Here is a 21,032-nt window from a genome sequence, read left to right as displayed (position 1 = left end):
CGTGAACGTTTGCTGACTGTCAGTTAATTTAGGGACGTGGGCGGCGCAACGCCGCACCGGGAACCTGCGTTTCAAGGTTCCGTCCCGATTTAGCTGCCTTCGCCATGTTCAGCCTCGTCTACGCCGTTGCTTTCTGCGCCTTTTTTCTGTTTGTGCTGGCCATGCCGGGCCGTCGGCGCGTGCTGCCTCCGCCCCCGCCTTCCGACGGTGACGACGACGGCGGCGAACCGCACGACCCCGGCCTGCCCGACCTGGACCTGCCGCCCGGCATTTCGCGTCCCATCAACGACTGGGAGCCTGAATACAACCGCCGCCGTATTGGCGTCTGAGGCTTTTTTTAAGTTAATTCCAAAGGGCCCGTAGTCTACAGCGCGCACACCATGCGCACGTAGGCCACGGGCCCTTTGTAGAATATCTCCCCCTCCGGCTGCATGCCAAACCGGGCGTAAAACGCGGCGCTGTCCTGCCGCGCATCGCACCAGATGTGCGCGGCGCCCAGCCGGCGGGCTTCCTCAAAAACGTGGCACAGCAGCTGGCTGCCGATGCCCTGCCGCTGGCAATCGGGCCGGGCGGCAAATTTGCGGAAGCGCGCCTCCGCACCCGTTACAAATAGGGAGATGACGGCTACCAACTCGCCGTGCCGAAAGGCCCCAAAATGGTGGCCGTCCGCGTCCTCAGCAATCATCACGTAGGCCAGCGGCTGGTCGGGCCAAAGCACCTCGTGGCGCAGAGCGTAGGTAGCTTCAGGGGTGATGGGCTGGATTAGGAGCGAATCGGACATGAAATGTTTTAAATTGAAACGTCATGCTGAGCGCAGCCGAAGCATCTCTATCGCGCAACTAATCCTTTTGGATTTACTACTGCGGTAGAGATACTTCGGCTGCGCTCAGCATGACGTTTCACTCTCGATGAAGTCGTCTCCGACTATCTACCTCACCCCACCTCAATGCTGAACGCGGCCGAGAACACCTCGCCTGGCTGCAGTGTGAGGATGCCTTCTTTGTCGCGCAGCTCGCCGGGCTCGCCGGTAGGGCTGGCGATGCCGTGCCAGGGCTCGACGCACACGAAACCGGCGCCGGGCCCTTTGGTCCAGAGGCCAAGGTAGGGAAAACCATCGAAGCGGAAGCGCACGAAATGCGCCGATTTGCGCGAGCGCAGCGTGAGGCTGGTGAAATCGTAGTGCTTGAACACCAGCGCGTCGTCGGCAAATAAGTCGTAGCTCAGCGGTAGCTCTTGCTCCTCGTTCAGCACGGGGGCGGTGGCGCCAGTGAGCAGGCCGCCCTGCAGCAAGTGCCGCTCTAGCGTCACGGGGTGGTCGAATTCAAAGTAATAATCCTCGAAAACTTCGCCCGGCAGCAGGGGGCAGCGCACAGCCGGGTGCCCGCCAATGCTGAAGAGCAGCGGCTGGTCGGCGGCGGGGTTGCGCACGTCCCAGCGCACGGTAAGCTGCGTGTCGCGCAGGGTGTAGGTGATGGTCAGCTCGAAGGCGAAGGGGAAGATGGTTTGGGTCGTCTCGTCGTGTTGCAGGCGGAAGGCCAGCTCGGTGGCGTCGTGGCGCAGCACGGTAAACTCCTGGTCGCGGGCAAAACCGTGCTGCGGCAGCTTGTAGTCGCGGCCTTGGTAGTGGTACAGGTCATCGGGCAGGCGGCCCACCAGCGGGAAAAGCACGGGCGCGTGCCGGGCCCACACGGCGGGGTCACCGGGCCACACGTATTCGAGGTTGTCGGCCACGGTGACGAGGCTGGTGAGTTCGGCGCCGTGGGCGGCGAAGGTGGCCCGGCACGACGGGCTTTCGAGGGTGTATTGGGCGGAGGTATTGGGCATGGATGGTTCCTTCAAAAGGGTTGACGGTGCGGCACTGCCCAGCAGCTCATCAACCAGAAAGCGGGCCTGGGCAAAGCGCCGGGCCGCATCGCCCGAAATTTCGGCAAAGTTGGACATCCGCTCGCGCAGTTCCCGCAGGTAGAGGTCGTAGAACTGCTGGCGCAGGTGGGGGTGCTCGCGCAGCGGGTCGGGCTGCCAGGGCAGGTCTACGCCCATGAGCAGCACCAGGTCGTACTGCTGCTGGTCGATGCGGCGCAGTATCCACTCGGGGCAGATGCCAAAGGAGTGCTCGGCCCAGATTTTAATCACCAGCAAGTCGGTGTCGCTGAACACCAAGCGGTGGGCGTGAGCTTCGGCCGTGGCCTCGGCCTGGAGCTGGCCGCGGGCAATTTCTTCGAGGTCTTCGAGCGTGTAGTGCGGGCCGGAATCGGCTAGGTATTCGCGGGCAAACTCGGGGGCGAAGGACGTGCCGTAGTGCGCCGCCAGCTGGGCAGCCAACGTCGTTTTGCCCGTGGATTCGGGGCCGGTAAGGGAAATGCGCAGCAAAGCAGGGGGCGGGAGGCAGGGGTGGAAAGGAGCCCGGGCAGCCGCGCAGAGACGTTAGGGGGTGGACTAACGCGGGTGCCTCCGGGCTACACAGTCGGCCAAAGATTGCACATCGCCATGACTTTATAGGCATGTACCACCTTAATCCCTTAAATATTAGTGCGTGACAACCTTGGCCAGGGCCGCCATGTCGCGTCGCCACTGCCAGTAGCCATAAGCCGCCAGCCCCAGAAACACGGCGTAAAGGCCGCTGGTGAGGTAGAGGTGGCGGTGCCAGTACATGCCCACGTAGGCCACGTCGACGCCAATCCAGAGCAGCCAGTTTTCGAGGTGGCGGCGCGAGAGCAGCAGCTGCGCCGCCAGGCTGATGGCCGTGGTGCTGCTGTCCCAATACGGCAGGGCGGCATCGGTATGGTTGGAGAACAAAAAGCCCGCGCCCAGCGCATAGAGCAGGCCCGCCACCGCGAGCCCGGCCGCCAGGCGCCAGGGCGTGCGCGTAATGGGCAGCGGCGCCGCGTCGGTATCGGCGCCGCGCAGCCACATCACCCAGCCATACACCAGCAAGGCAATGAAGGCCAGCTGCAAGCCCGCATCGGAATACAGCCGGCTTTGCCAGAACACCACGGTATAGAGTGCGCCGTTGAGGATGCCAACGGGGAAATTCCAGATGGAATTGCGGGCTGCCAGCCACACGCAGGCCACGCCCGTGAGCACGCCGGCCACCTCTATCGGGTCGGCCGATTTGATGGCAGCCGCTACGGCGGACATAAAAAAGTAAAACAGCGCAGCCACAGGAAAGGAAGAAGCGGAGCCGCAAGGTAGCCACGCCCCTACTTTTACGACCTCAAAACACTCGCCTATGGAAAGCGCTTCCCTCGAAATCAGCCCCGAAGAGCTGCACCGCCGCCTGCAAGCCGGCGACGACCTGCAGCTCATCGACGTGCGCGAACCCGAAGAATACGACTACTGCCACCTGCCCGGCAGCCACCTCCTGCCCTTGGGTGAGTTGACGCGCCGCGCTGAGGAAATCCGCCAGGACGGCCCCGTGGTGGTTATTTGCCACCACGGCGTGCGCTCCGGCCAGGCGGCCGGCTACCTACGCCACCGCCTGGGCCGCACCAACGTGCTGAACCTGCGCGGCGGTGTGGCTGCCTGGGCCGAGCAGGTGGACGCAGCTTTTCCGACTTATTGAGGCAAAAAATACATCTCAGACCGTCATGCTGAGCGCAGTCGAAGCATCTCTACCGTGCAAGTAATCCAAATAAACAGGGTTTACCATCGCGGGAGAGATGCTTCGACTGCGCTCAGCATGACAGCCTGAATTTTCAAGTAGTTGAATGGAACGACTCTGAGGAAAATTTCCCAATCGTTTGGGGCCAAAATCCGTTGTAGAGGCACAACCAGCTTCTGCCCATGCCTGATTTTGCATTTGTCCCGCCTGCGCTCACCGACCCGAATGCCCCCACCCTGGCCGACCGGCTGGCCCTGCGCGAGCGGCCTATGGGCACGCCCCTGCTGCGGCAGGAGTGGCGCGAGCTGCTCTTTATGCACTGGGCGGTGCCGGCCGAGCTGCTGCAGGCGCACCTGCCGCCGCGTCTGCGCATCGACACGCACGACGGCATGGCCTGGCTGGCGGTGGTGCCCTTTCAGATGGCCAAGGTGCGGACGCGGGTGACTCCGCCGGTGCCGGGCGTCGATGAGTTTCTGGAGCTGAACGTGCGCGCTTATGTTCACCTCGATGGCGTGCCCGGCGTGTGGTTTTTCTCGCTCGATGCCACCAGTCCGCTGGCGGTGTGGACGGCGCGCACGTTTTTTCACCTGCCCTATTTGCGGGCCGACATGCGCATGGAAAGCCCCAGCGCCCAGCTTCGGCAGTTCACGGCCCGGCGCACCCACGGCGGGGCGGCGGCCGCGCATTTCCGCGCCACCTGGAAAATTGGCGCGCCCCTGCCGCCGGCCGAGCCGGGCTCGCTGGCCTTCTTTCTCACCGAGCGGTATGCCCTTTACGCCAGTAATAAGGCCCAAACCAAGCTCTACCGCGGCCGGGTGGCGCACCAGCCCTGGCCCCTGAGTTCGGCGCAGGTGCTCCACTACGAATCGAGCCTGATAGAAAGCCACGGCCTGCCCACGCCCGCCGGCGCGCCGGTGGTGCACGCGGGCGGCCCCGTGAGCGTGGAGCTGTGGCCCATGCAGCGGGTGTAATTTTGGCGGGTGAATAAGCCCTTTGCCCTGCCGCCACTGCCCGATTTGCCCATTATCGCAGCCCTGCCCGAACTCCGGGCGGCGCTGGCGGCCAACAGCCGCGTGGTGCTGGAAGCCCCGCCCGGCGCGGGCAAAACCACCGTGGTGCCCCTGGAGCTATTGGCCGCCGAGTGGCGCGCTCCCGACGATAAAATCCTGGTGCTGGAACCGCGCCAACTGGCGGTGCGCGGGGCCGCCGCCCGCCTGGCCCAGCTGCTGGGCGAGCCCGTGGGCCGCACCATCGGCTACCGCGTGCGCCTCGACAGCAAGGTGAGCCCGGAAACCCGCGTGGAAGTCATCACCGAAGGTATTCTCACCCGCATGATTCAGGACGACCCCGCGCTGGAAGGCGTGGCGGCCGTGGTGTTCGATGAATTTCATGAGCGGAGCCTAAACGCAGATTTGGGCCTGGCGCTGGCGCTGGATGCGCAGGCTGTGCTGCGGCCCGAGCTGCGCATTCTGATAATGAGTGCTACGCTCGAAGCCCAGCGGCTGGGGCAATGGCTGCCGGCGCCGGTGGTGTCGTCGGCCGGTTTTTTGTATCCAATTGACACGCATTACCTCGACCCGCGCCGCGCGTCGAGCCTACCCAACAAGCCCAATGAGCGGCTGGCTGAGCTGGTGCCCGCGCAAGTGCGCGTCGCGTTGAGCACGCACGCTGAGGGCGACGTCTTGGTTTTTCTGCCCGGCGTGGGCGATTTGCAGCGTAGCGCCCGCAAGCTCGAATCATTGCCCGATAACATCGACCTGCACCTGTTGCACGGCGAATTGCCCCTCGAAACCCAGGATGCCGCCCTGCGCCCCGCGAAGGCAGGCCGGCGCAAGGTCATTCTGGCCACCAGCATTGCCGAAACCAGCCTCACCATCGAGGGCGTGCGGGTGGTGATTGACGGCGGGTTTGCGCGGGTGCCGCGCTTTGTGCCGCGCACCGGCTTCACAACTTTGGAAACCGTGCCCGTGGCCCGCGCCGCTGCCGACCAGCGCCGGGGCCGCGCCGGTCGCCTAGCGCCCGGCACCTGCTACCGCCTCTGGACTGAAGCCGAACACCACCTGCTGCCCGCCCACCGCCCGCCCGAAATCCACACCGCCGACCTCAGCAGCCTCGCCCTGGAACTGGCCCTCTGGGGTGCCGCCGAGCCCACCAGTCTGCGCTGGCTGGATGTGCCGCCCACCGCCGCGTTTGCGCAAGCGCAGGACTTGCTATTGCGACTGGGTGCTTTGGTGTCCAATGATGCAACGGCAAAGCCCACGGCCCACGGCCGCCAACTGGCGGCGCTGGGCCTGCCGCCGCGTCTGGGCCACCTCGTGGTGCGCGGGCAGGAGCTGGGCCACGGCGTGGCGGCGGCTTCGTTGGCTGCGCTGCTGGCCGAGCGCGACCTGCTGCGCTGGGCCGCCCCCACCGACACGCGCCCCGCCCCGCCCGACCTTCGCCTGCGCCTTGAAGCCCTCGGCAATGGGCGGCCGCCCCTCCCGGGCCTGGCCCTGCACCATGCCACCCTGCAACGCGTGCGCGACGTGGCCCGCAACCTCACCAGCCGTCTGGGCAAAACCGCCAGCTCCTCCAACCAGCTGGCTGATGCTCCAGTCGGGCTGCTCACGGCGCTGGCCTACCCTGACCGGCTGGCCCAGCGCGAAACCCACGACCGCCTCCGCCTCGTGACTGGCCAGCGCGTGAGCCTGAACACGACGGATGTGGACCCGCAGGCCACGTTTTTCGCGGTGGCCCATTTGGCGGGCACGGCCTCGGCCCCGCGCGCTACGCTGGCCGCGCCGCTGGGGCAGGATGAGCTGGAACTGGCCTTCGCCGACCAGATTACGACCACCGACGAAGTGCGCTACGACGCCACCACCCAGCGCGTAACCGGCCGCCGCGTGCGCCGGCTGGGAGCCTTGCTGCTCGATGAAAAGGTCATCGGCCAGCCCGAGGCGGCGCTGGTGGCGCGGGCCCTGCTCGATTATTTGCAGGAAGCCGGCGTGAGCAAGCTAAACTGGACGCCCGCCGCCCGCCAGCTGCAGCAGCGGCTGGAGTTTCTGCGGCAGCATTTCCCGGCCACTGAGTCTTCAGAGCCCTGGCCCGCTTTCGATGATGCCACGCTGGCGCAGGAGTTGGCTGACTGGCTCGGACCGCACCTCACCGGCCTCAAAACCCTCGACCAGGTGCAGCGCCTCGACCTTTACGACCCGCTTCTCTCCCGCCTGCCCGGCGGCTGGAACCAGCGCCAGGAGCTCGACCGCCTCGCCCCGGCCGCGCTGGAAGTGCCCAGCGGCTCACACATCAGCCTCGATTACAGCGACCCCGCTGCGCCTGTGCTGGCCGTTAAGCTACAGGAGTTGTTTGGGCTGACGGAAACGCCTGCCGTGGCCGCTGGCCGCGTGCCGCTGCTGCTGCACCTGCTGTCGCCCGGCGGCCGGCCGGCGCAGGTGACGCGCGACCTGCGCAGCTTCTGGGAGAAAGGCTATTTCGAGGTGCGCAAGGATTTGAAGGGCCGCTACCCCCGCCACCCCTGGCCCGATAAACCGATGGAACACATTCCGACGCGGCTCACGAAGAAGCGGCTAGGACAGTGAAGCGGTAGAGAAAAACCGTCATGCTGAGCGCAGCCGAAGCATCTCTACTGCAGCAGTAATCTAAGCGAAAGGATTAGTTGCGCGGTAGAGATGCTTCGGCTGCGCTCAGTATGACGTGCTGTTTTATCCGTTTTTCCTAACGCATCTCGTTCTCATCCAGAAAGCTACGGCCGTCGGTGCGGGGCGAGTAGTGGCGGTGCAGCCAGCGGCTGAGGCCACCGAGGCCCGGCAGCAGCACCCGCTCGGTGATGTTGGCCTGGTCGAGCTTGTCGCGCACTTCCCACTTGAGCTCGGCAGGAATGATGATGCGGAAATACAGTTCGGGGCGGGCGGACAGCCAGTCGTGCAGTACGCTTTCGGCCGTACTCATCAGCGAAAACAAGGCGTATTGGTGCACAATGCGGGCATCGAGGCTGGGCGGCTCCAGAAACAGCACGTAGGGCTCGGCCTGTAGCTCTTCGAGCTCGTCCAGGCTGCTGCTTTCGGGCTGGAGCAGCTCGGAAGTGAAGACGTTGGAGCCTTCCTGGCGAAGGGCCTGGCGGAGGCGTTCGGGCAGGTGCTCGGCGGCTTTCACGTAGTTCAGGGCCCACACGATGCCGTCTTCGTGGTAGGCGTCGAGGTCGTCGGTGGCGAAGTGCAGGGCCACGTAGGGCGAGTACGTCCAGTCGAGCAGGCGGGTGGGCAGGCCGTGGTGCTGGGCCAGGGCCAGCCAGTCCCAGGTGCTGGCGCCCACCACGGGCATGGGCGTGTCGCGGGCATACTTGCGGAAGTTGCGCAGCAGGTGGTGCTCCAGGTTTTGGTATTCGCCGCCGAGGCGCTGCAGGCTGGTGTTCAGCAAATAATGCCGCGAGCGGCTGCCCCGGTACACAAACGGCGACCGAAACCGCCCGATGCGCGCGTCCCAGGTGTCCTGAAACAGCAGGCGCTGCAAGTCTTCCCAGGAAGCGGCGCGGTGGTCGTTGGTGGAATGCGGCATGGGGCGAAGATACGCCGGGCGGGCAGCAGGATTTGGTTTAAGAATTCATTTAAAAGCGGCCAGGCTGAGCACCGCCGGAGCATCTCTACTGCGCCGTTCGTCATCCTGAGCAAAGCGAAGGACCTTATCACCGGCGCGCCGCTAATTAGGCAAACGTGCTAGGTTGCTTCCTTCGTCAGCATGACAAACGGCGCAGTAGAGATGCTCCGGCGGCGCTCAGCCTGACCGTTGTTATTTAGCAACCAGCGCTACTCCCCGGCCGGAAAATCGGCCGCGTCGCCCACTTCGGCATACTGCTCCAGCTCTTTGGCGATACCGGCGAATTTCTCCCGCGCACCTTTCACCGCGGCTTTGCCCAGCGGCAGGTGCAGCGGCGGGTTCTCCAGCTGCACCACGTCGTACATGGCCTTGGCAGCGCGCACCGGGTCGCCGGGCTGCCGGCCACTGTAGCCCTGGATGCCGCGCAGGTTTTCGCCCACGGTAGCCTGGTAATCATCGATTTTAGTATCAGCAATGGTGGCCGACTCGCCAGCCCATTTCGTGCGGAAACCACTGGGCTCGATGTTCGTCACCTTAATACCCAACGGGCCCACCTGCTGGCTCAGGCTCTCGCCGATGGCCTCCAGGGCAAACTTCGAGGCATTGTAGATGCCCACGCCGGGGAAGGTTTTCAGCCCGCCGATGCTGGTGATGTTGAGCACGTGGCCGCTACGCTGCTGGCGCAGCTGTGGCAGCACGGCCCGTAGCACATGCAGCGCGCCAAACACGTTCACGTCGAACTGCCGCTGCACTTCCTCGGCTGGCACCTCCTCGATGCTACCCATGGAGCCATAGCCAGCGTTGTTTACGATGACGTCGAGCTGATTGAATTGGGCGATGGCATCGGCAATGGCGGTTTTGACGGTGGCTTCGTCGGTCACATCGCACACCAGGCCCAGAGTGCGACCTTCAGCCTTTTTAGTGAATTCGTCGGCTTGCTCCGGCTTGCGGAAGGTGGCGGCCACCCGGTCGCCTTTTTCAAGCACGTAGTCGGCTAGAGCTTCGCCGAAGCCGGACGAGGCGCCGGTAATGAACCAAGTTTTAGCAGGGGAATCAGACATGATAAGTCGGTTATTGAAATGGTAGGTGCTAAGACGGGTTGAGGTGACGAATTGTTTGCGGGCAAACTGCGCATTCCTCGTGTAGAGACGCGACACTTCGCGTCTCTTCGTTGAACGAGGGGATTAAACGACTATCGCCGAATTGAACCCATACGGCGCAGACGACGAGACGCGAAGTGTCGCGTCTCTACACCAGCCACGCCTCCCACTGTACCTTCGCGGCCCCAATTCCTTATCCTTCCCAATCCCACCCAACGCCATGAGAAAGCTTTTCTCACTCCTGCTGGCGCTCATCGGCTTCGCCGCCCACGCCCAAGTTACCTTCAAAATCACAGCGGTACCGGCCAACACGCCGGCCAATGCCACCCTCTACATCGCGGGCACTTTCAATAGCTGGAACCCCGGCAGCGCGGCCCACGCCCTCACACACAACGCCGATGGCAGCTACCAAATCACGCTGCCCGCCGCCACCGGTACCATGGAATACAAGTTTACGCGCGGCTCCTGGGCCGCCGTCGAAACCAATGCCACGAACGGCGCGGTGCCCAACCGCACCTATACCTTCGGCAGCAGCGCGGCCACCGTGCCCTGCCAGGTGCTGAACTGGGAAGACTTGGCCGGCGGCACGCCCGGCACCGGCACCTCCACGGCCGCCGCCAACGTGAGCGTGATTTCGACCGCCTTCGCCATGCCACAGTTGGGCCGCACCCGGCGCGTGTGGCTCTATTTGCCGCCCGGCTACGCCAGCAGCGGCCGCCGCTACCCAGTGCTCTATTTGCAGGATGGCCAGAATGTATTTGATGCCGCCACGGCTTTTGCTGGCGAGTGGGGCGTGGACGAGGCCCTGAACCAATTGGCCGCCAGCGGCCAGGACCCCACCGGCTGCATCGTAGTAGCCGTGGATAATGGCCCGAACCGCCTCGACGAATACTCGCCTTGGAACAACCCGACCTACGGCGGCGGCCAGGGCGATTTGTATGTCGATTTCCTAGTCCAAACCCTCAAGCCATACATCGATACCAACTACCGCACCCTGCCGGGCCGCGAGAACACCGGCATCGGCGGCTCCAGCATGGGCGGGCTCATTGCCACTTACGCGGCATTGCGCAACCCGTCGGTATTTGGCAAAGTGGCGTCGTTTTCGCCCGCTTACTGGTTTGCCTATCAGCAATTAGCCGCCTACGCCCATCTACACCCGGCCAACCCCAACACCCGCTTTTACTTCATGAGCGGCACCACCGAAAGCACCACCATGGTGCCCCAGATGCAGGCCCTGCGCGACTCGCTGCAGCGCGGCGGCGTGCCGGCCGCCAACCTCAATTTCAACACCCGCGCCGACGGCCAGCACGCCGAGTGGTTCTGGCGGCGCGAGTTTCCAGCTGGCTACTCCTGGCTGTATGCGCCCGCCACCACCACCGCGGCGCGTCCGGCCCAAACACTGAGCGTCAGCCTCTACCCCAACCCGGCCGCCCGCGAGTTGCGTGTGTCGCTGCCCGCTACGCTCACCGAAGAGGCGCAGCTTGAAATAACCGATGTGCGGGGCCGTGCCGTGCTGCGCACCCGCGTGCGCAACGGCCAGCGCGTGGACGTGAGCCGGTTGGCGGCGGGACTGTACCTGTCGCGCCTCACGGCCGGCGGCGCGGTGGGCAACGGCAAATTCACCAAAGAATAATCACAGGTCAGTGGGAAAGCGGGTTTCCAACCCAACTTCCCGCCGTACCTTTGACTGGCAAAAGGCCCCAACCCCCAACCCCTTTTGCCATGGCGGATTCCGCAACCCCCAAAATTGCCTTCGAGGCCCTCACCTACGACGACGTACTGCTGCTGCCAGCGTACTCCGAGGTTTTGCCCCGCGACTGCGACACCGGCACCCACCTCACCAACAACATCCGGCTGCAAACCCCGCTGATTTCGGCGGCCATGGACACCGTCACGGAGTCGGACATGGCCATTGCGCTGGCGCAGGAAGGCGGCCTGGGCATCATTCATAAGAACATGTCCATCAAGGCGCAGGCCGAGCAGGTGCGCCGCGTGAAGCGCAGCGAGTCGGCCCTGATTCAGGACCCCTTCACTCTACCGCCCACCGCCACCCTGGCCGACGCCCGCCAGCTGATGCGCAAGCACAACATCGGCGGCATTCCGGTGGTGAATGGCGGCCACGTCCTCGAAGGCATCCTCACCAGCCGTGACCTGCGCTTCGAGAAGGACATGAGCCAGCCCGTGACGACGGTGATGGTGCCCCTGAGCCGCCTCGTAACGGCCCCCGCCGGCATCGACCAAGCCGCGGCCGAAGAGTTGCTCACCGATAGCAAAGTCGACAAGCTCCCGCTGGTGGACGCCGACGGCCGCCTTGCCGGCCTCATGACTTACAAGGATATCCGCAAGCGCCGCCGCTCGCCGCACGCCAGCAAGGACCACCTCGGCCGCCTGCGCGTAGGCGCCGCGGTGGGCGTCACGCCCGACCTGCTCCAGCGCGTCGCGGCTCTGGTCGAAGCCGGCGTGGATATCGTGAGCCTCGATACCGCCCACGGCCACTCCAAAGGCGTGATGGATGCCGTGCGCGCCATCAAAGCCGCTTACCCCAACCTGGACGTGATGGCCGGCAACGTGGCCACCGCCGCCGGCGCCAAGGCCCTGGCCGATGCCGGCGCTGACTGCGTGAAAGTGGGCGTGGGTCCGGGCTCCATCTGCACCACGCGCATCATCGCCGGCATCGGCGTCCCGCAACTCTCGGCCGTGCTCGAAGCCGCGAAAGGCCTCGAAGGCACCGGCGTGACGCTGGTGGCCGACGGCGGCATCAAGTTCTCGGGCGACCTCGTGAAGGCCCTCGCCGGTGGCGCCGCCGCCGTGATGGTCGGCTCATTGCTGGCCGGCACCGAGGAAGCCCCCGGCGACCTCATCATTTATGAAGGCCGCAAGTACAAATCCTACCGCGGCATGGGCTCGGTGGAGGCCATGGAGGACGGCAGCAAGGACCGGTACTTCCAGGACGCTGAGGACGACGTGAAGAAATTGGTGCCCGAGGGCATTGTGGGCCGCGTGCCCTTTAAGGGCAATGTTTCGGAGGTAATTTACCAACTGGCGGGCGGCCTGCGGGCTGGCATGGGTTACGTGGGTGCCGCCAACATCGAGGCCCTGCAGGCGGCGCAGTTCGTGCGCATCACCGGGGCGGGCCTGCGCGAATCGCACCCGCACGATGTGCAAATCACCCGCGAGGCCCCGAATTATTCGAGCCGCTAACGCCGCCTATATAGCAGCCTGACGTACAGGAAGCCCCGCCAGTCTACGCTGACGGGGCTTCTTGGTGGGGCCATAATATTGGACATGGTTTTGTCCCCGCGATTGTATCTTGCACGCCGGTTGAGCGCCGCCTGCGACGCGACGGGCTGGTGTGCTTGTGTTATTCCTGGTTTCTGTCTGTGGCTCAACGCTTACGCTCTTTCTTATTGCCGCTTACCGCCCTTAGCTGGCTGTTGCTGCTGCTGAGTGCCCTGAGCCACTCGGGGGCCGGGCCGTGGCTGGGCGGCAGCTGGCCGCAATGGACTACGCAGCTGGCGCAGGGTGCTTTCGTGCTGGGCGCGTTCCTCTATTACCGCTACCAGCCCTCGCCGCTGCAGGGCCAGGCGTTCATCCGGCTGCTCAGGCGCTTGCTCACGGGGCCGGGCTTGCTGGCGCTGGGCTGCATTGGCCTGCACCTGCTGGAGCGGCTGCTGAGCCAGGACTCGGGCCTGAACAGCAACAGCATCCTGTTCACGAGCATCTACACGCTCAACCTGGGTTTGTTCGTCATTTTCCTGGCCCGCACCAACTATGCGTGGCGGGCGCTCGTGCTGTTCCGCTCCTCGGCCCGGCTGCAGCGCGAATGGACCATCTTTGAAGTGCTACTGGGCGCCACGCTGCTGTTCCGGCTCGTGGGCGTGAACCCGCCTAACTACCTGGCCATCCCCATCGTGGTGCTGCTGGGCCTATACGGCATCTACCTGAGCGGGCACCAGAAATGGGTGGCCTACCTCAGCCAGCGCGAAAAATGGCGGGCAGTGCTATTGCAGGCCGGGCTGCTGTTCAGCGTGCTGGTATTCGTGCAATACTTCCGCGTCACGCAGGTCGACCCGCAGCTGATTGCGCCGCAGCCGCAGCACGCTTTTTTGCTGCTTACGGCCTTCTTCTCGGCCTTCTATGCCTTGATGGGCCTGCTGGTCACATTTTTTAACATGCCCATTGCCGACGTCATCGAGCAGCGGCGCAACGAGATTCTCCGCCTGCAGCGCCTCACCCAGATTATTCAGCGCGGCCAGACCACGGCCGAAGTGTACCACATCCTGCTCGAATCGGCGGTGCAGACGGTGCAGGCCGACGCGGCTTGGCTTGACCTCGACCCTAGCCACGCCGGCATCGACGCGGCCGATGCCACGCAGTATTACAACCTCCCCCCGGCCCTGGCCGATGCCATGCGCACCCGCCTGCAGGGCCACGACCTGCCCGAGGGGGAGTTCATTACCAACGACTTGAATGCCCGCGTCGGCTTTGAGGGCACGTCGCAGCACTACCGCTCGCTGCTGCAACTGCCCCTGCGCGGCCTGCACTTCAACTACGGCATGCTCTACCTGCTGAAGCTGGAGCCGCACACCTTCGACCGCGAGGACCTCAGCATTCTGCAAACCTTCACCAGCCAGGCCGTGCTCAGCATCGAGAACCTGGAGCTGGTGCGCACCTCCCTGGCCAACCAACGCACCCAAGAAGAGCTGAAAATCGCCTCGCAGGTGCAAGACAGCCTCATTCCGAAGAACCTGCCCACCGACAACTGGTTCGAAATCAGCTCGCACTCGCTGGCGGCCAAGGAGGTGGGCGGCGACTTCTACGATTTCCTGCACCTGCCGGGCCGGCGGCTGGCCGTCATCATCGGCGACGTGAGCGGCAAGGGCGTCACGGCCGCCTTCCACATGGCCCAGATGAAAGGGATTTTCCATTCGCTGATGCAGGAAAACCCGCTGGCCAAGAACGAGCGCGACAAATTCCCGGTGCCCAGCCGCTTCATGGCCCAGGCCAACACGGCCCTGACGCATTGCCTCGAAAAATCATCATTCATCACTTCCTCGCTCTATATCATTGATTATGAGCAGGGTGGCTTCGTATTTGCCCGCGCCGGGCATTGCCACACGCTCTACTACCACGCCCTGCGCGAGGAGGTGTTCTACTTCGAGTCGCAGGGCCTTGGGCTGGGCATCATTCGGAACGAGAGCTACGAAAAACACATTAAAAACCAGTTTTACGACTACAGCCCTGGCGATGTGATGGTGATTTACACCGACGGCATTGTGGAAGCCCGCGGCGGCGACGGCACCGACGAATACGGCGAAGACCGCCTGAAGCTGCGCCTTGAAGAGAGTTATTTCCAGGAAGCCGAAGACATCAAGAACTTCATCCTCGACGACCTCAACGGCTTTACGCACGGGCATCCGATTCACGACGACCAGACCCTGCTGGTCATTAAATTCAAGTCGGCCCAACCCCTGCCGTTGGCCTGACGTATCGACCTCATTATGAAAGTAACTGCTCAACCCTCCGCTGATACGCTTACCCTCCTGCTCGATGGCGAGCTGGACGCCAGCTCCGCCATTGTCCTTGATACTGAGCTGGCTAAACCCGATATTTTGAACTACCGCAAGGTGTTGATTGATTGCGCCAAGCTGAGCTACATTTCCTCGGCCGGACTGGGTGTATTTATTTCCCACCTGCAGCGTTTCCAGGATGCCAACGTGAAGCTGGTGTTCTTCAACATGCAGGAAAAGGTGTTCAACGTCTTCGAAATCCTGGGCTTGGATGCGCTGATGACCATCGTGCCCAGCGCCGCCGAAGCCGAAGCCGCATAAACTTACGTTTTGAGTGTTGAGGGTAGAACGTTGAGTTAATAGGGGCTTTGGCCCGTGTTTTACACAACTATTCACTCAACATTCAACCCCCAACATTCAACACTTCCCACGTGAAATCCTCTCTCCGCATTGCCTGCTCCCGCAGCCACCTCCAAGAGGTGCGGGACTTCGTGCGGAACTACCTCAACAGCCGTCAGCTGCCCGAAATCACGATAAACCAAGTGGTGCTCGCCATTGATGAAGTCGTGGCCAATTTCATTATCCATGCCAACGGCGAGGACGAAACCCAGTTTCTGGACCTGGAGCTGGCCTTTGAGAAGCACGAATTGAACGTGGAAATTGCGGATAATGGCGACACCATTTACCTGCCCGGCGCCCACCAATCGCCCGATTTGCGGGCTTACATCAAAGAAGGCCGCAAAGGCGGCATGGGCATGGCCTTGGTGAACCGGCTCATGGACCGGGTGGAGTTTTTCACTCGCGGCAACCACACGGTGTGCCACTTGAGCAAGCACCTAGCTTAGCAAGGCTATTCGTTGCGGACGGTCATGCTGAGCGCCACCGAAGCATTTCGCGTGCCGAAGTAATCAGTTACTGGCACGGTAGAGATGCTTCGGCGGCGCTCAGCATGACCGTTTTGCTTTTCACCCTCCCCTCATAACGGGCACCTTTCTTTCCGTCCGGAAATTAGTTAATTTCGCACCGGTAATTTTATGCCCGCGCGGCTGACTTCTTTCCCGCCGACGTTTTTGTTTTCTCCTACTTTATATATGCACAAACGCATTCTGTACGCCGGCGCGGCCGTCGTTACGCTGCTGGCTGGCTGCCAGACCTCCAAACCGGCTGCTACGGCCGCTGTGGCTTCTACCGCCACCGGGCCCGTGGTCGAGACGCTGGGCACTTACCCGGTGCCGGCCAACGAGTTTGCCTATGTGTACCGCAAAAACAACAGCTCGGCGCCCGACTACGGCACCCGCCAGAGCGTCAACGACTACCTCGACCTCTACACCAACTTCCGCCTGAAGGTGCTGGAGGCTGAGCAGCGCGGCCTCGACACTACCCAAGCCTTCAAACGCGAGCTGGACGGCTACCGCCAGCAGCTGGCCCAGCCCTACCTCACGGAGAAGAGCGTGACCGACCAACTGGTGCGCGAGGCCTACGACCGCATGAGCCAGGAGGTGAACGCCTCGCACATCCTCATCCGCGTGGCGCCCGATGCGACGCCGCAGGATACGCTGGCGGCTTACCAGAAGGCTGTCAAGCTGCGGCAGCAGGCGCTGGCCGGCGAAGACTTTGGCCAACTGGCCCGCGCCAACAGCGAAGACCCTTCGGCCAAGGAGAATGGTGGCAAGCTGGGCTACTTCACGGCCATGCAGATGGTGTATCCGTTTGAGTCGGCGGCTTATAAAACGCCCGTGGGGCAGGTGTCACAGCCCATTCGCACGCGCTTCGGCTACCACCTCATCAAGGTGAACGACAAGCGCGCCGCACAGGGCGAAATCAAGGTGGCCCACCTCATGATTCGGATGAACGCCAACGCGCCCAAGTCGGATTCTATCACCGCCAAGAAGAAAATTGATGAGCTGTACAGCCGCTTGAAAAAGGGTGAAAACTGGGATAAGCTCGTGGCCCAATTCTCGGAAGACGCCGGTTCGGCCGCCAACGGGGGCGAGCTGCCGCCCTTCGGCACCGGCCGCATGATTCCCTCTTTCGAGGAAGTGGCTTTCAAGCTGCAGAAACCCGGCGACATTTCGGCGCCCGTGCAGACGCCCTACGGCTGGCACGTCATCAAGCTGATTGAGAAGCAGCCGCTGGCCAAGTTTGCCGACCTGGAGCCCGGCCTGAAAAGCAAAGTGGCCAAAGACTCACGCTCGGAGCTGAACAAAGCGGCTTTTCTAAAGCGCGTGCGCCAGGAAGACCAGTTTGTGGAAGTGCCCGCCGCCAAAACCTACGTATTCAGCAAAGCTGACACGGCCCTCGTGGCCGGCCGCTACAAGTACGCGGCCCCGGCCGCCGCTACCGGCAAGCCTGCCAAAAACGCCGTGACCGACAATTCGGCTCTGTTCACTATCAAAGGCAAGCCCTACACGGTGAAGGATTTCCTGACCTTTGCGCAGCAAAACCAGCGGCCCCGCACCGGCGCGCAGCCCAGCTTCGCCATGCAACAGCTCTACGACCAGTACGTGGAGCAAAGCCTGACCGACTTCGAGAAAAACAGCCTCGACACCAAGTACGAGGACTACCGCATGCTGGTGAAGGAGTACCGCGACGGCATCCTGCTGTTCCAGTTGATGGACGAGAAGGTGTGGAGCAAGGCCATTGAAGACACCGTGGGCCTGAAAAAATACTTCGCTGCCAACCAAGCCAAGTACCAGTGGGACCAGCGCGTGCAGGGCACCGTGGTGAGCGCCGCCACGCCCGCCCTGCTCACCCGCGTGCAGAAAGAGCTTAAAGCCGGCCGCTTCCCCGTCACGAAGAACGTGCCCAAGGCCATTGCCATCCGGCCAGGCTCGGCCGTGCCGAGCAAAATTGGCGGCATTGCTTTGCAAGACCTGATTAAGCAAATGACGCAGGACACCCTGTCGCGCGTGACTCTGACAGGCCGCGTGAAAAAGGGCGAAAAAGCCAGCTTCGCCGCCGCCCGTGCCGATTCGGTGGCCAGCTACCTGCGTCGGCGCGGAGCCATTTCGGCCCGCCGCATCAGCAAGACGGTGGCCAAAGCACCGGGCACGGAATCGGTGCAAGTGGCGCTGGTGAGCGCCAGCCCGGCCGCTATTGAGAGCGAACTGAACGAGCAAAACCCGCTGTCGGTCCAAATCAGCCAGCGCATCTTCCAGAAGGGCGACAACAAAGTGATGGACGACCTGCTGACCAAGGGCCCCGGCACCTACAACGTGCAGAAGGACGGCCGCTACTACGCCGTGACCATCGACAAAACGCTGCCCGCCGGCCCCAAAACCCTGGCCGAAGCCCGTGGCCAGGCCACCAGCGACTACCAAACCTACCTGGAAAAGGAGTGGATTGCGCAGATGCGCGCCGCCCGCCCCGTGAAGGTGAACGAGGCCGAGGTGAGCAAGCTCATCACGAAATAATAATTGCCCGTTAGCAGTGACCGGTTAACGGTGAGCAGTCAACCAATACTGTTCACCGTTAACCGGTCACTGCTAACTGTTTTTACGCCCTGCAACCTTCTCCCGGCAGCGCGGCTCCTTGTTTTTGTCCGCCCGCGGATTTATCGTGAAATTTGTGCGCCCGTTTGCGTGTTAGGCGTGGGTGTGGCTCAGGCCCCGGCCGACTGGCCGTTGGGCTTTACTTATTTGATTTATGCTTGTTAAAGTGAATCGCGCTGCGGCGTCGGCCCTGCTTACGTTGTTGCTGATAATGGGCCTGGCGCCCGCCTCCAAAGCCCAGTTGGGCATCACTCGAACCAAAGGGCAGGAACTGCTCGACGGCATTGTGGTGAAGGTGGACAACCAGATTGTGCTGCGTTCCGACGTAGAGCTCATCTATGCCCAGGAAGTGGCCCGCGCGGCCGGCAAGCCGCTGCCGCCCGATTTGAAATGCAAAATCCTGCAAAGCCTTGTGCTAAACAAGCTGATGCTGGCCAAGGCTGAAACCGACTCGGTGGTGGTAGAAGACAAGACGGTGAACAACGAGGTGGACCGCCGCATGGCCTATTTCGTGCAGCAAATCGGCTCGGAAAAGCGTTTGGAGGAGCAATACAACAAGCCCATCAAGGCGCTGAAGGACGACCTGCGGCCCCAGATTAAGGACCAGCTCACGCAACAGAAAATGCAGGAAACCATCACCGGCAAGGTGGCGGTGACGCCCCGCGAGGTGGCTCAGTATTTCAGCCGCGTGCCCAAAGACAGCCTGCCCTACTTCAGCACCGAAGTGGAAGTAGGTCAGATTGTGATTCCGGCACAGGTGAACGACAAAGCCAAGCAGGCCGCCATGGCCAAGCTGAACGACATCCGGGCGCAGGTGCTGGCCGGGGCCGACTTTGCCACGCTGGCCAAGCAGTATTCCGAAGACCCGGGCTCGGCCAAGGAAGGCGGCTACCTGGGCTTTTTCAAGCGCGGCGAACTGGTGCCGGAGTACGAAGCCGCATCGATGAAGCTGGAGCCGGGGCAATTGTCGCCGGTGGTGCAGTCGCAGTTCGGCTTCCACCTCATTCAGTTCATCGAGCGCAAGGGCAACACGTACTCGACGCGCCACATCCTGCTCAAGCCCGAAACCGGCGCGGCCGACGCCAGCGCCTCGGCCAAGCAACTGGCTCGGCTGCGCCGCCAGATTCTGTCCGACAGCATCAGCTTTGCCAAAGCAGCTAAGGATAATTCCTCGGACAAGCAGAGCAGCACCAACGGCGGCCTGCTGGCCAACCGCCAAGACGGCGGTTCGCGCCTGCCCCTCGACAAGCTCGACCCGGCCATCTTCTTCGTCATCGATACCATGAAGGTGGGCCACATCACCCCGCCCATGCCCTACCGCACCGACGACGGCAAGGACGCCATGCGCATCCTGTACCTGAAATCGAACACGCCCCCCCACCAAGCCAACCTGGAGCAGGACTACCAGAAAATTGCCGCCGCTGCCCTCAACGAGAAGCGCAACAAAGCATTGGATGAGTGGTTTGCCAAAAACCGCGGCAGCGTGTACCTAGAAGTAGCGCCGGAATACGCCCAGTGCAAAGTACTGGAATCGACGGATAACCGGTAGCAACCTTTCTTTGTCATCCTGAGCGTAGCGAAGGACCTTATCAAGTAAGAACGGTTTCCGTTCAGTGGTGATAAGGTCCTTCTACGCTCAGGATGACAGCTTTTTTAGCTTAGCTCATTTCTATCAATGGCTCAATTCCAAAACGACAAAGAAGCAGCCGATGCCCTGGCGGCCTCCTTCCAGAAGCTGCGCCAGGAAATCGGCAAGGTCATCGTGGGACAGGACGAGGTGGTGCGGCTGGTGCTCACCGCCGTGTTTTCGCAGGGCCACAGCCTGCTGGTGGGCGTGCCCGGCCTGGCCAAAACCCTGCTGATTCAGACCATTGCCGACTCGCTGGATTTGTCGTTCAACCGCATTCAGTTCACCCCGGACCTGATGCCGAGCGACATTGTGGGCTCGGAAACGATGAACCAGCAGCGGGATTTTCACTTCGTGAAAGGACCCATCTTCGCCAACATCATCCTGGCCGACGAAATCAACCGGACGCCGCCCAAAACCCAGGCGGCCCTGCTCGAAAGCATGCAGGAATACGCCGTGACGGTGGCCGGGCAGCGCTACCCTCTGCAGCGCCCGTTCTTCGTGCTGGCCACCCAGAACCCCATCGAGCAGGAAGGCACCTACCCCCTGCCCGAGGCGCAGCTCGACCGTTTCATGTTCAACATCGAGCTGGGCTACCCGAGCTACGCCGAGGAGCTGAACATCGTAAAAAACACGACCTCGAACATCAAGCACACTGTGAATAAGGTGCTGCACGCGGCCGATATCCAAGCCTTCCAGGAACTGGTGCGCCGCGTGCCCGTGGCCGACAACGTGGTGGAATACGCTGTGGGCCTCGTGCACAAAACCCGCCCCAACACCGAGCGCGCCCACGCCCGCACCAACCAGCTGTTGGAATGGGGCGCCGGGCCTCGCGCTTCGCAACACCTCATCGTGGGCGCCAAGTGCAACGCCCTGCTCAACGGCAAATACTCGCCCGATATTGAGGACGTGCGCGCCGTGGCCGTGCCCATCCTGCGCCACCGCCTCGTGCGCAACTTCAAAGCCGAAGCCGAAGGCATCGGCGTGGAGCAGATTGTGAAAGAGTTGTTGTAATTGTTAGTTTTTAGAACGTCATGCTGAGCGCAGCCGAAGCATCTCTACCGCAGCAGTGAATCCAATTGCATGGATTGCGTTGCGCAGCAGAGATGC

At 62.8% G+C, this 21,032-nt stretch carries 17 protein-coding genes; 12 read left to right on the top strand and 5 right to left on the bottom strand.

What is annotated here, in order from left to right; translation table 11 throughout:
* Window positions 1–104 precede the first annotated feature (104 nt).
* Complete coding sequence (locus Q4S41_RS00925; protein ID WP_305010027.1) at window positions 105–329, top strand: hypothetical protein; 225 nt, start codon at window positions 105–107, stop codon at window positions 327–329.
* A 35-nt stretch (window positions 330–364) separates the two neighbouring features.
* Here Q4S41_RS00925 and Q4S41_RS00920 read toward each other — a convergent pair whose 3' ends face one another.
* The 3 genes from Q4S41_RS00920 to pnuC all read right to left on the bottom strand — a co-directional run bounded on the left by Q4S41_RS00920 (window position 365) and on the right by pnuC (window position 3,162).
* Window positions 365–781 (bottom strand): GNAT family N-acetyltransferase, encoded by a 417-nt coding sequence (locus tag Q4S41_RS00920; RefSeq protein ID WP_305029252.1) that lies wholly within the window; start codon window positions 779–781, stop codon window positions 365–367.
* A gap of 152 nt (window positions 782–933) precedes the next feature.
* Complete coding sequence (locus tag Q4S41_RS00915; RefSeq protein WP_305029251.1) at window positions 934–2,370, bottom strand: aldose epimerase family protein; 1,437 nt, start codon at window positions 2,368–2,370, stop codon at window positions 934–936.
* A 156-nt stretch (window positions 2,371–2,526) separates the two neighbouring features.
* A complete protein-coding gene (gene pnuC / locus Q4S41_RS00910; protein ID WP_305029250.1) occupies window positions 2,527–3,162 on the bottom strand; it encodes a nicotinamide riboside transporter PnuC in 636 nt (211 codons plus the stop codon).
* A gap of 67 nt (window positions 3,163–3,229) precedes the next feature.
* Here pnuC and Q4S41_RS00905 point away from each other — a divergent pair, with 67 nt between their 5' ends.
* The 3 genes from Q4S41_RS00905 to hrpB all read left to right on the top strand — a co-directional run bounded on the left by Q4S41_RS00905 (window position 3,230) and on the right by hrpB (window position 7,179).
* A complete protein-coding gene (locus Q4S41_RS00905) occupies window positions 3,230–3,562 on the top strand; it encodes a rhodanese-like domain-containing protein (RefSeq protein WP_305029249.1) in 333 nt (110 codons plus the stop codon).
* Between the two features lie 221 nt (window positions 3,563–3,783).
* Complete coding sequence (locus Q4S41_RS00900; RefSeq protein ID WP_305029248.1) at window positions 3,784–4,572, top strand: YqjF family protein; 789 nt, start codon at window positions 3,784–3,786, stop codon at window positions 4,570–4,572.
* 9 nt (window positions 4,573–4,581) lie between these two features.
* Window positions 4,582–7,179 carry an ATP-dependent helicase HrpB gene (gene hrpB / locus Q4S41_RS00895; protein ID WP_305029247.1) on the top strand — a complete coding sequence of 866 codons (2,598 nt, stop codon included), beginning with the start codon at window positions 4,582–4,584 and terminating at the stop codon, window positions 7,177–7,179.
* A 136-nt stretch (window positions 7,180–7,315) separates the two neighbouring features.
* Here the strand turns inward: hrpB and Q4S41_RS00890 are convergent, their stop codons facing one another.
* Window positions 7,316–8,155, bottom strand: coding sequence for an FRG domain-containing protein (locus Q4S41_RS00890; protein ID WP_305029246.1), 840 nt, complete (start codon window positions 8,153–8,155; stop codon window positions 7,316–7,318).
* A gap of 248 nt (window positions 8,156–8,403) precedes the next feature.
* The gene (locus Q4S41_RS00885; protein ID WP_305029245.1) at window positions 8,404–9,255 is read right to left on the bottom strand and encodes an oxidoreductase; all 852 of its coding nucleotides are present in this window, start codon (window positions 9,253–9,255) and stop codon (window positions 8,404–8,406) included.
* A 259-nt stretch (window positions 9,256–9,514) separates the two neighbouring features.
* On the opposite strand from Q4S41_RS00885, the gene Q4S41_RS00880 reads away from it, so the two are divergent.
* From Q4S41_RS00880 to Q4S41_RS00845, 8 genes are all read left to right on the top strand, one after another.
* On the top strand, window positions 9,515–10,927 hold the full coding sequence (locus Q4S41_RS00880; RefSeq protein ID WP_305029244.1) for an alpha/beta hydrolase-fold protein: 1,413 nt from the start codon (window positions 9,515–9,517) through the stop codon (window positions 10,925–10,927).
* Between the two features lie 89 nt (window positions 10,928–11,016).
* Window positions 11,017–12,495, top strand: coding sequence for an IMP dehydrogenase (gene guaB, locus Q4S41_RS00875; RefSeq protein WP_305029243.1), 1,479 nt, complete (start codon window positions 11,017–11,019; stop codon window positions 12,493–12,495).
* A 206-nt stretch (window positions 12,496–12,701) separates the two neighbouring features.
* Window positions 12,702–14,780, top strand: coding sequence for a PP2C family protein-serine/threonine phosphatase (locus Q4S41_RS00870; RefSeq protein WP_305029242.1), 2,079 nt, complete (start codon window positions 12,702–12,704; stop codon window positions 14,778–14,780).
* Window positions 14,781–14,795: 15 nt separating this feature from the next.
* The gene (locus Q4S41_RS00865; protein ID WP_305029241.1) at window positions 14,796–15,125 is read left to right on the top strand and encodes an STAS domain-containing protein; all 330 of its coding nucleotides are present in this window, start codon (window positions 14,796–14,798) and stop codon (window positions 15,123–15,125) included.
* Between the two features lie 110 nt (window positions 15,126–15,235).
* Window positions 15,236–15,649: an ATP-binding protein gene (locus tag Q4S41_RS00860; protein ID WP_305029240.1), complete on the top strand. Its 414-nt coding sequence runs from the start codon at window positions 15,236–15,238 to the stop codon at window positions 15,647–15,649.
* A 246-nt stretch (window positions 15,650–15,895) separates the two neighbouring features.
* Entirely contained in the window at window positions 15,896–18,217 is a 2,322-nt protein-coding gene (locus Q4S41_RS00855) for a peptidylprolyl isomerase (RefSeq protein WP_305029239.1), read from the top strand.
* 232 nt (window positions 18,218–18,449) lie between these two features.
* Window positions 18,450–19,844, top strand: a complete 1,395-nt coding sequence (locus tag Q4S41_RS00850) for a peptidylprolyl isomerase (protein WP_305029238.1) — start codon at window positions 18,450–18,452, stop codon at window positions 19,842–19,844.
* 126 nt (window positions 19,845–19,970) lie between these two features.
* A complete protein-coding gene (locus Q4S41_RS00845) occupies window positions 19,971–20,936 on the top strand; it encodes an AAA family ATPase (protein ID WP_305029237.1) in 966 nt (321 codons plus the stop codon).
* The last annotated feature ends 96 nt before the right edge of the window (window positions 20,937–21,032 follow it).

The organism is Hymenobacter convexus (assembly GCF_030580955.1).
Lineage (GTDB): Bacteria > Bacteroidota > Bacteroidia > Cytophagales > Hymenobacteraceae > Hymenobacter.
The sequence above is the reverse complement of the archived record's forward strand: the minus strand, read 5'-3'. Positions and strand labels throughout refer to the sequence as shown.